Consider the following 15,173-nt stretch of genomic DNA (forward strand, 5'->3'; position numbering starts at 1 on the left):
TCGTCAACTTATAAAAACTTAATTTTTATAATTTCGTGTTTGTACCTTGATTGCCTCATACTCCAAAGGCTCTTTGAGAAGCGCGGGAGCAGTGTGGTCATCGCTTTGATATTCCCAACAACCTACGTAGAAGAAGTTCTCATCGTCGCGCTTAGCTTCGCCTTCTTCGGTCTGGTACTCTTCGCGGAAGTGACCACCGCAGCTCTCATTACGAGAAAGAGCATCGTTGGCAATCAACTCACCCATGAGAATGAAGTCGCGCAAGTGGATGGCTTTATCAAGTTCGATGTTCAAACCTTCCTTGGTTCCGGGGATGAAGAGGTTGGTATCGAATTCCTTACGAAGTTCTTTCATCTTCTCCAAACCGGTCTTCAAACCTTCGGCTGTACGACCCATACCTACGTACTCCCACATGATGTGGCCAAGTTCCTTATGGATAGAGTCTACAGAACGCTTACCCTGAATACCCATCAAGCGGTCAATTTCGTCGTTGACATTCTTCTCTGCCTCAACAAATTCGGGCAGATCGGTAGACAGACGAGGCCAAATTGCCTGATCGGCCAAGTAGTTCTGAATAGTATAAGGCAATACGAAGTAACCATCAGCCAATCCCTGCATCAGGGCAGATGCACCCAAACGGTTAGCACCGTGGTCTGAGAAGTTACACTCACCGATTGCAAACAAACCTGTTATAGAAGTCATGAGCTCGTAATCTACCCAGATACCACCCATCGTATAGTGGATAGCAGGATAAATCATCATTGGCTTGTAGTACTTCACACCGTTGATTTCATTAGCCAAATCGCCGGGGAATACATCGTTAATCTCTTCGTACATCTCGAAGAGGTTACCATAGCGCTGCATGATTTCGTCCAAACCTAGGCGGTTGATAGACTCAGAGAAGTCGAGGAATACGGCAAGACCTGTGTTATTTACACCAAATCCCTTATCGCAACGCTCCTTAGCTGCACGCGAAGCAACATCACGAGGAACAAGGTTTCCGAATGCCGGATAGCGACGTTCCAAGTAGTAATCGCGATCTTCTTCGGAGATTTCCCATCCTTGCTTGGTTCCTGCCTGCAATGCTTTAGCATCTTCGAGCTTCTTAGGAACCCAAATACGACCGTCGTTACGCAGAGACTCAGACATCAATGTCAACTTAGACTGCTTGTCACCGTGTACAGGAATACAGGTGGGGTGAATCTGAACGTAAGAAGGATTGGCCATGTAAGCACCCTTACGATAGCACTGGATAGCAGCTGTACAATTGCAACCCATAGCATTGGTAGACAAGAAATAGGTATTACCATAACCACCTGTTGCGATAACAACAGCATTAGCTGAGAATCTTTCAAGTTTACCTGTTACCAAATTCTTTGCTATAATACCGCGAGCACGACCATCTACGATGACAACGTCTTCCATCTCGTAACGTGTGAAGAGCTTAACCTTGCCCTTCTCTATCTGACAACTCAATGAAGAGTAAGCACCGAGAAGAAGCTGCTGACCGGTTTGACCCTTAGCATAGAATGTACGTGACACCTGAGCACCACCGAATGAACGGTTAGCTAACATACCACCATATTCACGAGCGAATGGTACGCCCTGAGCAACACACTGGTCGATGATGTCGTTTGACACTTCAGCAAGACGATAAACGTTTGCCTCACGAGCACGATAGTCGCCACCTTTCACTGTATCATAGAACAAACGATAAATAGAGTCACCATCGTTTTGGTAGTTCTTAGCGGCATTGATACCTCCCTGTGCAGCGATAGAGTGCGCACGACGGGGAGAGTCTTGGATACAGAAGTTCAAAACATTGAAACCCATCTCGCCAAGAGAAGCGGCAGCACTGGCACCAGCCAAGCCTGTACCAACAACGATAACGTCAAGTTTCAACTTATTCTTAGGGTTCACCAAACGCTGGTGAGCCTTATAATTGGTCCACTTCTCGGCCACTGGGCCTTCGGGAATTCTAGAATCTATTAGTTTAGCCATAATCGAATTAGTTTAAAGTTAATAGGTTACGCAGCACAAAGACTGGGAGCACAACCAAATGCAAAGGCCAATACAACAACGAGGAAGCCGAGCATCAATAAGGTAGTATATACCAAACCGATAACCTTCCAACGATTGAACCAAATCTTGCCATTAACACCAAGAGTCTGCATAGCGCTCCAGAAACCGTGTGACAAGTGGAACCAGATAGCTACAATCCAAATGACATACAGAACGACGAACACAGGATTAGCAAATGTTTCCTGAATCCAAGCAAATCCGTCAGCAGGACCATAGAGAGCCTCTGTACCGATAAGTTCGGCAAACATCATGTTGTACCAGAAGTTGTAGAGGTGCAGCAACAGACCCAACAAAATGATGATACCGAGTACCAACATGTTTTGGCTGGCCCACTCTACCTTTTCAGGACGAGCAGTTACTGCATAACGCTCTTCGCCACGAGCACGACGATTCTGTGCCGTCAAGATGAAAGCATAAACGATGTGGAACACAGCCAAGGCTGCTAAACCGAGCGTAGCCACAATGGCATACCAGTTAGCACCCAGAAGTTCACAAATCGTATTGTAACCCTCTCCAGAGAACAGAGCCACAATATTCATGCACAAGTGGAATGTCAGGAAGAGGATCAACGCGATGCCGGTAACAGACATCACAACCTTCCTGCCAATAGATGAATTGATTAACCACATAAATGATTGAAATTTAATTATTTAACTGATTGAAAATATTTCCACAACTCATATTGACAATGTTTTACACAGATATAAAACGTCGCCTTAGATACTTTGATATAGGTATAGATACCCACATAGTAGGTTGCAAAAATACTATAATTTAGTGATTAATCAAAAGGAATTCATAAAAAATCGGATTTTATTTGCTACTTTTGCGGAAAACAAAGAGGGGCTATTTTTTGACATGTCTTACACTTGATAGTAACCCTTTGTAAAACTTATAAATTTCAGGGAAAAGAACGGATGAACTTCCAGTATGACGTCATTGTGATTGGAGGAGGCCACGCAGGGTGCGAAGCTGCGGTGGCATCAGCTAACTTAGGAGCAAAGACATGCCTCATCACGATGGACATGAACAAGATTGCACAGATGAGTTGTAATCCCGCTATAGGCGGAATCGCTAAAGGACAAATAGTACGTGAGATTGACGCTCTCGGCGGAGAGATGGCACATGTGACGGACGCCACGGCTATCCAGTTTCGTATGTTGAACCAAGGAAAGGGGCCGGCAGTATGGAGTCCGCGTGCTCAATGCGATCGCGGAAAGTTCATTTGGAAGTGGAGAGAAATACTAGACCACACTGATAACCTTGATATTTGGCAGGATCAAGCCGATGAGTTACTCGTAGAGAATGGGCAAGCTATCGGTGTACGTACCATTTGGGGTGTTGAATTCCGCGCTCGTTGCGTTGTTGTTACTGCCGGAACATTCCTCAACGGGCTCATGCATATTGGTAGATTCCAATATCCCGGAGGCCGATGTGCCGAGCCTGCTGTACCACATTTCACAGAAAGTATCACTCGTTGGGGCATCCGTTCGGAACGTATGAAGACCGGAACTCCAGTGAGAATCGACCGACGTTCGGTGCATTTCGAAGACATGGAGATACAAGATGGTGAGCAAGACTTCCACCAATTTAGTTATATGGGGCCACATCGACAGCTAAAACAGTTGCCATGCTGGACTTGCTATACCACCCCTGAGTCGCACGAAGTACTTCGTGGCGGACTAGCAGACTCTCCCCTCTTCAACGGACAGATTCAAAGCACCGGTCCAAGATACTGTCCTTCTATCGAAACAAAGCTAGTTACATTCCCAGACAAGGATCAACACCCCCTATTCTTAGAACCCGAAGGAGAAGACACCAACGAGATGTATCTCAACGGTTTTTCCTCCAGCATGCCTATGGATGTACAATTAAATGCCATCCATCAAATTCCTGCACTGCGAGATGCCAAGATTTACCGTCCGGGATATGCCATCGAATACGATTATTTCGATCCAACACAACTCAAGCATTCGTTAGAATCGAAGATTATTGATGGTCTATTCTTTGCCGGACAGGTTAACGGTACTACAGGTTATGAAGAAGCCGGAGGACAAGGATTGGTCGCCGGCATCAATGCGGCATTGAAATGTGCCGGTAACGAACCGTTTATTATGCATCGAGACGAGTCATATATTGGCGTATTAATCGACGATTTGACAACCAAAGGCGTTGACGAGCCTTATCGCATGTTCACTTCTCGCGCCGAATACAGAATACTATTACGCCAAGACGATGCTGACGCAAGACTCACAAAACGTTCTTACCAGTTAGGATTAGCTACTAGAGAACGTTACGATTGGTGGCTTAAAAAGAAAGAAGGAATCGATAAAATCATCCGTTTTTGCGAAGAGTTACCTATCAAAGCGAGCGATATCAATACACAACTAGAGACACTAGGTACGACTCCTTTGCGTGCCGGATGCAAATTAGTTGATTTAATCGCACGTCCCCATCTATCTCTCAACAACCTATCGGAGATTATTCCTTCTCTAAAAGAAGTTATTGATTCTATCGACGAACGCCAAGGCGAGATCGTTGAATCGGCAGAAATTAAAATGAAATATAAAGGATACATCGAGCGAGAGCGGATGGTCGCCGACAAGATGCATCGTCTAGAAGACATTAAGATAAAAGGAAGATTCAATTACCAAGCACTCCATGAGATTAGTACAGAGGGAAGACAAAAACTCGAACGCATCGATCCCGAGACTCTAGCGGAAGCGAGTAGAATACCGGGAGTATCTCCCAGCGATATCAATGTAATGCTTATACTCCTAGGAAGATAAGTTTCACGTGAAACAAAACAACAAATATACAAAACGTAACAACCTATTACACAATCGATTATAATATAAACTAAATAATAAAATGAACAACCAATTACTATTAGACAACCTCCGTTGCATTCCGGATTGGCCTATCAAAGGTGTCAATTTCCGCGATGTCACTACCCTATTTAAAAGTCCAGACTGTCTCAAAGAGATTAGCGATGAGATGTACGACCTTTACAAAGACAAGGGTATTACAAAGATTGTAGGTATCGAAAGCCGCGGATTCGTCATGTCAACAGCTGTCGCGATCCGATTAAATGCAGGAGTTGTATTATGCCGTAAGCCCGGAAAGCTACCCTGTGAGACCGTACAAGAGAGCTACGACAAGGAATATGGCACCGATACTATCGAGATTCACAAGGATGCTATCAATGAAAATGATGTTATCTTACTACACGATGACTTACTTGCAACTGGTGGAACGATGAAAGCAGCATGCGACCTCGTTAAGAAATTCCATCCAAAGAAGATTTATTGCAACTTCATTATCGAACTCACCAACGAAGGTTTGAACGGTAGAGATACTTTTGATAAAGATATTGAAATCACATCCTTGATACAAATTTAAATACAACGACTTCCCAGTCCTCTCCCAAAGAGAGGGCTTTTTTATTCAACAAGGAATATCACTCGCTAAAGTTTCACGTGAAACTTTAATTATATAAAGCCTTCTCTACAAAGGAGTTAACACATGACAAAGGAAGAGAACAAACAAAGGATAGACCGCCTAAAGAACATAGTATTGAATATGCCGGAGAAGCCGGGGAGCTATCAATTCTATGACGACACCCATACTATTATATATGTAGGGAAAGCCAAGAATCTCAAAAGACGTGTCACATCCTACTTCCACAAAGAAGTGGACCGCTTCAAGACTAAAGTTCTCGTTTCCAAAATCCATGATATAAGTTACACGGTGGTCAACACCGAAGAAGACGCCCTACTCCTTGAGAACAGTCTTATCAAGAAGTACAATCCTAAATACAATGTATTATTGAAGGACGGAAAGACGTATCCCAGCATTTGCATTACCAACGAATACTTCCCACGCATCTTCAAAACTCGGCAAATCAATCGCAAATACGGCACCTATTACGGTCCTTTTCCCCATATCAGCAGCATGTATGCGGTATTAGACCTCATTAAAAAGCTATATAAACCGCGTACTTGCCGTCAGCCCATCACCGAAGAGGGTGTTGCAGCCCATAAATACAAGCCTTGTCTGGAATATCATATCCATAATTGCGATGCTCCGTGTATAGGCAAACAGAGTTACGAAGACTACCAGCAAAACATGAATCAGGCACGCGAAATTCTCAAAGGGAACACGCGTGAGGTAGGGAAATGGCTCTACAAGCTGATGATGAAGAATGCCGAATTAATGAAATTTGAAGTAGCTCAAGACCTCAAAATCAAGTACCAACTGCTCAACGAATTCGTCTCCAAGAGCGAGGTTGTAAGCCATACAATAGACGATGTAGACGTATTTACCATCATCGACGACGACCACAATCGCAATGCTTTTATCAATTATATCCACGTCAGAAAAGGCACTATCAATCAAAGCTTCACCTACGAATACAAACGTAAACTCGAAGAAAGCGACGAAGAGCTCCTTATCACCGCTATTCCGGAGATTCGCGAGCGTTTTGGGAGCACGGCCAAAGAAATTATCGTACCTTTTGAGATGGAATGGAAGCTCAAAGATGCCGAGTTTTTCGTACCTCAACGAGGCGATAAGAAGCACTTACTAGACCTTTCCGAGATGAATGGTAAACAGTATAAATTTGACCGTCTCAAGCAAGCCGAGAAACTCAATCCGGAACAAAAACAGACTCGATTGATGAAAGAATTGCAGCAAAAGCTACAACTTCCCAAACTCCCCTACCAAATAGAGTGCTTCGACAACTCCAACATAAGCGGTACAGATGCCGTTGCCGGATGCATCGTATTCAAAGGAATGAAGCCCTCCAAGAAAGATTATCGTAAATATAACATCCGAACCGTCACAGGACCGGACGATTATGCGTCGATGCAAGAAGTCGTTCGCCGTCGTTATAGTCGCATGATAGAAGAGAAAACACCACTTCCCGACCTCATTATAACCGACGGTGGAAAAGGCCAAATGGAGGTTGTTCGCGAGATTGTCGAGGACGAATTACACCTCCAAATCCCCATTGCAGGACTAGCTAAAGACGACCGCCATCGCACCAACGAGCTACTCTATGGTTTCCCGCCAAAAGTGATAGGTATGAAGACTGATTCCGAACTGTTCCACATCCTCACACGCATACAAGACGAAGTACACCGTTATGCCATCACATTCCACCGCGACAAGCGCAGCAAACACGCTCTCCATAGCGAGTTAGACGACATCAAAGGCATCGGTCCGAAGACCAAAGAAGCCCTTATCAAAGAGTTCAAGAGCGTCAAAAAGATACGCGAAGCCAGTCTGGAAACATTGACAACTGTGGTCGGAAGTGCCAAGGCTGCCATTATCAACGAATATTTCAACAACAAGTTGGCCGACTAAAATAAAATCTTTACCTTTGCCATTATGAGAATCGTTATACAACGTGTGCAGCACGCATCGGTCACTATTAACTCAGAAGTAAAGTCTGCCATCGAGCAAGGCTATCTTATCTTATTAGGCGTGGAATCCACTGATACTCAAGAAGATGCAGATTGGTTAGCGAAGAAAGTCATTGGCCTGCGTGTCTTCGATGATGAGGATCACGTCATGAATCGCTCCATCCAAGACATAGGAGGAAATATATTGGTTATCAGCCAGTTCACTCTCTTCGCCAGTTACAAAAAAGGGAACCGTCCCTCATGGTTTCGTGCGGCACCTCACAACATCAGTATACCACTCTACGAGTACTTCTGTAAGCAGCTGGAATCACTGCTTGGTCGCCCTATTGGAACCGGGGAATTCGGTGCAGACATGAAAGTAGAGTTACTCAACGACGGTCCTGTGACCATTTGCATGGATAGTAAGAACAAGGAATAATAGATATTTAAGAGGACTCTCCAAAACTATTTTCTAAAATAAATATAGACAAAATGGAAGATAAGAACACTGATATTACCGGACTTCGTGAGGCTCAACGACAGGTGGATGAGTGGATTCACACCTATGGGGTGCGCTATTTTAGCGAACTCACCAACATGGCTTGTCTCACCGAAGAGGTAGGCGAATTGGCGAGAGTGATGGCGCGCGTATATGGCGACCAGAGCTTTAAAGCCGGCGAGAAGCCTAATTTAGGCGAAGAGATGGCCGATATTCTTTGGGTGCTCTGTTGTCTAGCCAACCAAACCGGTGTTGATTTGGCCGAAGAGTTCCGCAAAAGCATGAAGAAGAAGACCAAAAGAGATAAAGATAGACATCAAGGACTATCAAATCAGTAGCAACAAATAATTATAATAACATCAATAACAATGTCCACATTTCATCTCCCTCCCCTTTTAGGGAGGGTTTGGGGTGGGGCTATTAACCAGCAAAATTATGGCATATACTAAAGACATTGAACCCACAGTTCACAACCATCACGACCACGAACACGATCATCACGAGCACCATCATATCTTCAAAGAGCAGAGCAAGTATGATGAAGTATTGGCAAAGTATAACTTCAACATCACCGAACAGGAAGTGAGCGCTGCTGTCAAGAAGATTATTGCCGAGAAAGCTCATGAGAACGACACCCTCGACGTGAAGAAATTCCTCTTCGGCAGCATTGAGTTGACATCACTCAGCACCACCGATACCGATGAGAAAATCCTCGCTATGACGGAGAAAGTCAACCAGTTTGCAACAGCCTATCCCGACCTTCCCCACGTAGCTACCATCGTAGCATATCCCCGCTTCTGCCGCCTCATCAGCGAATCTCTTGAAGTAGACGGTGTAGAAGTAACCACCGTAACGGGCGATTTCCCCCACTCTCAGACGTTTATCGAGGTTAAGACCATAGAAACCTCACTCGCATTGAAAGACGGCGCCACAGAGATTGATATCGTACTTCCTGTAGGTAAGTTCCTCAGTGAGGACTATGAAGGCGTAGCCGATGAGATTAGCGAACTGAAAGAGGTATGTGGCGACCATGCCATGAAGGTCATCTTGGAGACTGGCGACCTGCAGACTGCTTCTAATATCAAGAAGGCTGCCATCGTTGCCATGTACTCTGGAGCCGACTATGTGAAGACTTCTACCGGCAAGGAAAAAGTAAGTGCTACTCCCGAATCGGTATACGTCATGTGTCAAGCCATTAAGGAATACTACGATCAAACAGGCATACAGATAGGTTTAAAGCCCGCTGGCGGCATTAATACCGTCATGGATGCAATTATATACTACAGCATCGTTAAAGAGGTTCTAGGCGAAAAATGGCTCACCAACAAGTGGTTCCGCCTCGGAACTAGTCGTTTGGCCAACCTGCTCTTAAGCGAAATCGAGGGTACAGAGACCAAATTCTTCTAAGAAGAAAGCATATAGAACATTGCTACAAACCACATTATACGCTCGTTCAGTAGCAATATTCTACCATTAAATAGTAGAGACGATGCCTGCATCGTCTCTTTTTTTGCGCCTAATTCAAAGGGAAACACCCTAAAATGAAGTGATAAGAGTTCTGCTTAATATACTGTTACCCCTAGTACACACTATCTTGCCCACTGGAGAAGAAGCACATTCCGTCTCTACCATTGTCTATCTTCATCTGCAAAACCTTGTTTACTTGTCTACACGTTAACTTGTCTACTTAAACGAGAGGGTTGGGGTGAGGTTGCTGCAACAGCACCTCAGCATCACTGTCTCACCTTTTCAGCAATACTGAATAGACGAAACAGAAAGCCTGCCCCAACGCTGCAGTCAGTTGAGTTCTTGAGTTTTTTAGTTCATAAGTTTTATCCCCTCCCCTTGAAAAAAGGCTTTTGTAGAGCAGAGAGGACTATCGTCTCCCTAACAGACGACATTACTAATCAGCAATTTAAACGATATAAGACCGTATACATCGTCTCTACTACATCGGAACAAAATTGGCCAACAAATCATAAGGAACACATTATATACCGGCAAACAGTATTTTCCTCTATCAAATCAAAATAAATATAAAGGAAAATACTTAACTTTGTCACGAGAACATTATACTACCATGGATTCTAATACAACTACCAACAAACCTCAACGCCTGCAATCGCTCGATATACTCCGCGGTTTCGATATGGCGTGCCTCGTGTTAATTCAACCAATACTGTATCACTACCTCGAAATTGCCGCCCCTGCCGACGATACTTTCGGTGCATTTCTGAACAGCCAAGTCACCCATGTGGAATGGATCGGATTCAGCTTTTGGGACATCATCATGCCACTGTTCATGTTTATGTCGGGCATTACGATTCCTTTCGCATTCTCCCGTCAGAAGCGAGAGGGAGCCGACAGCACTTTCTATCGTCGACTTCTGAAACGTTTCTTGATACTCTGGGGCGTCGGAATGGTGGTTCAAGGCAACCTGTTATCGCTCGATTGGCATCAATTTAAATTCTTCTCCAACACGCTACAGAGCATCGCTGTGGGTTATGTCGTGACTGCCCTTCTTTTCGTCCTCACTTCCAAGCGTACACAAATAGCCGTCGTTGCAGCCTGTTTCATCGGTTATATCGCTGCGTTTGCCATTTGGGGCGATATGGATTTCAGCATGGGTCACAACATAGCCGATGCCATTGACATGGCTGTACTGGGCGTCTTCCGCGATGGCATGAATTGGGATGGCACATCATGGAACTTCAACGGTACTTACAACTACACATGGGTATTGAGCAGTCTCAATTTCATCGTAACGGTCTACTTAGGTTGTTGGGCAGGATACATCCTCAAATCGGGCGACACCCAACAACAAAAGCTCCGCAAACTCTGCATCATGGGCACCATATTGATTGTTGCTGCACTCGCCATGAGTCCCATATTGCCCATCATCAAGCGTATCTGGTCTAGCTCAATGACCCTGTTTGCTGGTGGAATCTGCTTCTTGCTCATGGCTCTTTTCTTCTATATCATCGACATGCGCGGTTGGACCAAGGGCACCCAATGGCTTAAATACTACGGTATGAATTCGCTCGCAGCCTATTTTTTAGGAGAATACATGAACTTCAGATCCATCTCAGGCTCACTCTTCTACGGTTTAGAACAATATTTGGGCGACTTCTATCCCGTGGTCGGCACGACTGTCAACGTAGGCGTTGTGTATCTCATCATTCGCTGGATGTACAAACAAGGCATCTTCATCAAAGCATAACCAATAATATAAACGATATAAGAACATGAAAAAATCAAGTTTGATACTCGGAGCAGTCCTACTCTTGTCGTCCACCACAATACGGGCACAACTGTCGAATTTGGTGGTATGGTTCGATACTCCATCCACATTAAATGGTCGAACAGCTTGGTATGGCGGGCATCCCGATATGTGGAGCCAAGAGAACAAGCCTACAACGGCCGGCGATGGTATTCACAATCCCGATCAAGAATGGGAATCGCGCTCCCTCCCTATCGGTAATGGCAACCTCGGTGCCAATATAATGGGGTCTGTTTCGGCCGAGCGATTCACGCTCAACGAGAAGAGTTTATGGCGTGGCGGTCCCAATGTAAAGCAAGGACCTGCCTACTATTGGAATGTCAATAAACAGTCGGCTCACGTGCTCAAAGACATTCGCGATGCTTTCACACGTGGCGATCAGAAAACAGCCGAAGAACTTACGGCCAAGAACTTCAACGGACTGGCAGCATATTCAGCCAATGAAGAAGAGGATTTCCGCTTCGGAAACTTTACCACCATGGGCGAATGCTACATCGAGACAGGTCTAAGCGAAGTAGGCATGACCCATTATCGTCGCGAACTATCGCTCGACTCAGCACTGGCTAAGGTTAGTTTCACGAAAGACGGCACCCACTATCAGCGCACAGCTTTCATCTCCTACCCTGCCAACATCATGGTGGTGAAGCTGAAAGCTGATAAACCCGGTATGCAAAACCTGCTATTCTCGTATGCCCCGAACCCTGTAGCTACAGGCCATATACAGGCCGATGGCACCGACGGAGTGGTCTATCAGGCAGCACTCGACAACAATGGAATGCGCTTCACTGTACGCATCAAGGCCGTGGCCAAGGGCGGAAAAGTAAGCGTGACAGACGGAAAGATACGTGTAAACGGAGCCGATGAAGTGACGTTCTACATCGCCGGAGACACCGATTATCAAATGAATTTCGACCCGGATTTCACCAATCGCAAGGCTTATGTAGGCGTTGACCCTGACGCAACCACCCAACAATGGATGCAAGCTGCCATAGCCAAAGGCTACGATGAACTGCTGAGGGAGCACGCGGCCGATTATATGCCCCTCTTCAACCGCGTTCAGCTGACACTGAATCCAGATAAAGCCGTGAACCTTCTACCCACCAATCTGCGCCTACAGAACTATCGTAAGGGCAAAGCCGACTTCGGATTGGAAGAGCTCTACTATCAGTTCGGTCGCTATCTGCTTATCGCCTCATCACGTCCGGGTACATTGCCTGCCAATCTACAGGGCATTTGGCATAACAATGTAGACGGTCCGTGGCGAGTAGACTACCACAACAACATCAACATCCAAATGAACTATTGGCCTTCGTTACAGGCCAATTTGGCTGAATGCGCCCAACCGCTCACCGATTTCATTAAGACTCAGGCAAAGCCCGGAGCCGTAACAGCCAAGGCATATTACAATGCTCGCGGTTGGACATCGTCTATCTCGGCCAACATCTTCGGCTTCACCGCTCCCCTCTCCGATGAACAAATGCAGTGGAATTTGTGTCCCATGGCGGGTCCATGGCTTGCTACACATCTGTGGGAGTACTACGATTTCACTCGCGACAAGAACTTCTTGCGCACCACGGGTTATCCACTGATGAAAGGAAGTGCCGACTTTGCCGTGGATTATCTATGGAAACGCGCCGACGGAGTGTACACAGCAGCTCCTTCTACATCGCCCGAACACGGTCCAGTAGACCAAGGTGCCACCTTCTCTCATGCCGTTATTCGTGAGATTTTGACCGATGCCATCGCAGCCAGCAAAGTATTAGGTGTAGACGCTAAGGCTCGCCAAGAGTGGGAGAATGCCTTACGACACCTCGCACCTTATCGCATTGGACGTTACGGACAGATTATGGAGTGGTCTACCGACATCGATGATCCCGACGATCATCACCGCCATGTCAATCATTTGTTCGGACTACATCCCGGTCATACCATCTCGCCCATCACTACCCCCGAACTGGCTAAAGCTGCCAAAGTCGTTTTGAAGCATCGTGGCGACGGCGCTACGGGCTGGAGCATGGGATGGAAACTGAATCAATGGGCACGTCTACACGATGGTAATCACGCTTATACCCTCTATAGAAACCTATTGAAAAATGGCACACTCGACAACCTTTGGGACACCCACGCACCTTTCCAAATAGACGGAAACTTCGGTGGGACAGCCGGAATCACAGAGATGTTGCTGCAAAGTCAGATGGGATTCATCCATCTACTCCCTGCCCTTCCCGATGCATGGAGCACCGGTAGCGTAAGCGGATTAATGGCTCGTGGCAATTTTGAAGTAGGTTTGAACTGGACTAACGGACTATTAAGCGAAGCGACTATCAAAGCTAAGAGTGGCGGTAAATGCACGCTACGCTACGGTTCTCATACCTTAAGCCTCAACACCAGAGCGGGAAAGACCTACACCCTCGCTTATGACAAGGAAAAAGGGTTAAAAGTCAAATAATGCATATTTGCCAAATTAAATACAGCACAAGCTCATTATATGTGATAAATCTTACTCAAGATTTAGCTTAATAAAACAACTTGTAGGGCGCGGCATACCGCGCCCACAAGAAATTACAACTGTGCTGCAAGTTACAAAACGAAGTGCAATAAAAGAGTAGCCCTCGCATGTCACGACAGAAATTACCTCTATCGCGCCATCAAGTGATTCTCAAGCTGCCATCTACAACCTTCGTGGGCACAAACTCGGCATGGTTCATATAATCAATGGTACGCCACAACTGCATGCTTTGCCCCATGATGTATACATCGTCAATGGTAAGAAGTTTATCAAATAAGGACGCTAACAAGCTCATATACAACAAAAAAGCCTCGCATTTGCGAGGCTTTTTCATTATACTACAAGTGTTTTACTTATTCCTTTTAATCACATAATCAAGATAAGCCATCAGAGCATCCTTGATATTTTGGTCTTTGATGTATTGATGAACGAAGTTTACAGCTTCTTCATGGAACTCATTCATCTTCTTTTCGGCATACTCTATACCACCATTTTCTTTCGCAAAAGCTACTAATTGAGCAATACTCTCCGTGTTGATTTGCGACATCTTCACCTTTCGGGCAAGCTGTAACATCGCCTCATCGCCTGTAGAATTAAGCGCATAGATAATAGGTAAGGTCAGTTTACCTTCTTCCATATCGTTTCCGGTAGGCTTTCCTATCTCCTCTGAATCGTAATAATCAAAGATATCATCGCGAATTTGGAAAATAATACCAAGATTCTGCCCGAACTTAGCAGCAGCTTCTACTACCTCTTTGCTTGCTCCTACCGACTCAGCACCAAATACGGCGCAAGCTTCAAACAGTGCTGCCGTCTTGCGTTTGATAACCTCATAATAGACATCCTCGGATATTTCTTGATTCGAGATATTCGTCAATTGTAAGATTTCTCCATCAGAAAGGGTTTGTCCCAAGCGAGCCAAATAACGGATAATAACCTCGGAACGCGTATGAGAGACACTAAGCAAAGATGTAGACAAGATATAGTCGCCCACCAGTACAGCCACCTTATTATCGTAAGTCGCATTCACACTGGCCTGTCCGCGGCGCTCTCCACTCTCATCTACCACATCATCGTGCACCAAACTAGCCGTATGGAGTAACTCCAAACCTACAGCTGCATATTGCGTAGCTTCACTTATCTGCCCGAAAGCCTTTGCCAATAGCAAAATAAGCATGGGTCGCATACGCTTGCCCTCGCGCTTACGAATGTGGTCGAGAGCCTGTGCCAGCAAACCATTACTATGTTCTAGCGAGTGGCTGAAATACTCGGAAAAGTCATCCAACTCCTTTATTATTGGATGTTTGATGCGAGACAGGTAGTCCATGAGAATACTATATTTGTCACAAAATTAATGATTTTAATCGGGATTATTTCCTTTTTTTTCGTAATTTTACT

12 protein-coding genes are annotated in these 15,173 nt (G+C 45.4%); 8 read left to right on the plus strand and 4 right to left on the minus strand.

What is annotated here, in order from left to right; genetic code table 11:
• Nucleotides 1-18 precede the first annotated feature (18 nt).
• A complete protein-coding gene (locus AC1EK4_RS03600) occupies nt 19-2,001 on the minus strand; it encodes a fumarate reductase/succinate dehydrogenase flavoprotein subunit (protein WP_480357044.1) in 1,983 nt (660 codons plus the stop codon).
• A gap of 26 nt (nt 2,002-2,027) precedes the next feature.
• Complete coding sequence (locus AC1EK4_RS03605) at nt 2,028-2,711, minus strand: succinate dehydrogenase/fumarate reductase cytochrome b subunit (RefSeq protein ID WP_480357045.1); 684 nt, start codon at nt 2,709-2,711, stop codon at nt 2,028-2,030.
• A 288-nt stretch (nt 2,712-2,999) separates the two neighbouring features.
• Between AC1EK4_RS03605 and mnmG the strand changes: the two genes are divergently transcribed.
• The 8 genes from mnmG to AC1EK4_RS03645 all read left to right on the plus strand — a co-directional run bounded on the left by mnmG (nt 3,000) and on the right by AC1EK4_RS03645 (nt 13,715).
• On the plus strand, nt 3,000-4,871 hold the full coding sequence (gene mnmG / locus AC1EK4_RS03610) for a tRNA uridine-5-carboxymethylaminomethyl(34) synthesis enzyme MnmG (protein WP_480357047.1): 1,872 nt from the start codon (nt 3,000-3,002) through the stop codon (nt 4,869-4,871).
• Nucleotides 4,872-4,953: 82 nt separating this feature from the next.
• Nucleotides 4,954-5,484, plus strand: coding sequence for an adenine phosphoribosyltransferase (locus AC1EK4_RS03615; RefSeq protein WP_062433643.1), 531 nt, complete (start codon nt 4,954-4,956; stop codon nt 5,482-5,484).
• 123 nt (nt 5,485-5,607) lie between these two features.
• Nucleotides 5,608-7,449, plus strand: coding sequence for an excinuclease ABC subunit UvrC (uvrC, locus tag AC1EK4_RS03620; protein ID WP_480357048.1), 1,842 nt, complete (start codon nt 5,608-5,610; stop codon nt 7,447-7,449).
• A gap of 24 nt (nt 7,450-7,473) precedes the next feature.
• Entirely contained in the window at nt 7,474-7,926 is a 453-nt protein-coding gene (gene dtd, locus AC1EK4_RS03625) for a D-aminoacyl-tRNA deacylase (RefSeq protein ID WP_036899239.1), read from the plus strand.
• Nucleotides 7,927-7,979: 53 nt separating this feature from the next.
• Nucleotides 7,980-8,324 carry a nucleotide pyrophosphohydrolase gene (locus AC1EK4_RS03630; protein ID WP_036899241.1) on the plus strand — a complete coding sequence of 115 codons (345 nt, stop codon included), beginning with the start codon at nt 7,980-7,982 and terminating at the stop codon, nt 8,322-8,324.
• 97 nt (nt 8,325-8,421) lie between these two features.
• Nucleotides 8,422-9,393, plus strand: coding sequence for a deoxyribose-phosphate aldolase (gene deoC, locus AC1EK4_RS03635; protein ID WP_036899242.1), 972 nt, complete (start codon nt 8,422-8,424; stop codon nt 9,391-9,393).
• Between the two features lie 673 nt (nt 9,394-10,066).
• Nucleotides 10,067-11,206 (plus strand): acyltransferase family protein, encoded by a 1,140-nt coding sequence (locus AC1EK4_RS03640; protein ID WP_480357050.1) that lies wholly within the window; start codon nt 10,067-10,069, stop codon nt 11,204-11,206.
• A gap of 25 nt (nt 11,207-11,231) precedes the next feature.
• Entirely contained in the window at nt 11,232-13,715 is a 2,484-nt protein-coding gene (locus tag AC1EK4_RS03645; RefSeq protein ID WP_480357052.1) for a glycoside hydrolase family 95 protein, read from the plus strand.
• Between the two features lie 199 nt (nt 13,716-13,914).
• Here the strand turns inward: AC1EK4_RS03645 and AC1EK4_RS03650 are convergent, their stop codons facing one another.
• Together AC1EK4_RS03650 and AC1EK4_RS03655 are read right to left on the minus strand one after the other, a co-directional pair.
• Entirely contained in the window at nt 13,915-14,109 is a 195-nt protein-coding gene (locus tag AC1EK4_RS03650; protein WP_480357053.1) for a hypothetical protein, read from the minus strand.
• A gap of 15 nt (nt 14,110-14,124) precedes the next feature.
• The gene (locus AC1EK4_RS03655; RefSeq protein ID WP_036899250.1) at nt 14,125-15,102 is read right to left on the minus strand and encodes a polyprenyl synthetase family protein; all 978 of its coding nucleotides are present in this window, start codon (nt 15,100-15,102) and stop codon (nt 14,125-14,127) included.
• Nucleotides 15,103-15,173 lie beyond the last annotated feature (71 nt).

Source organism: Prevotella sp. C0026C3 (genome assembly GCF_056590795.1).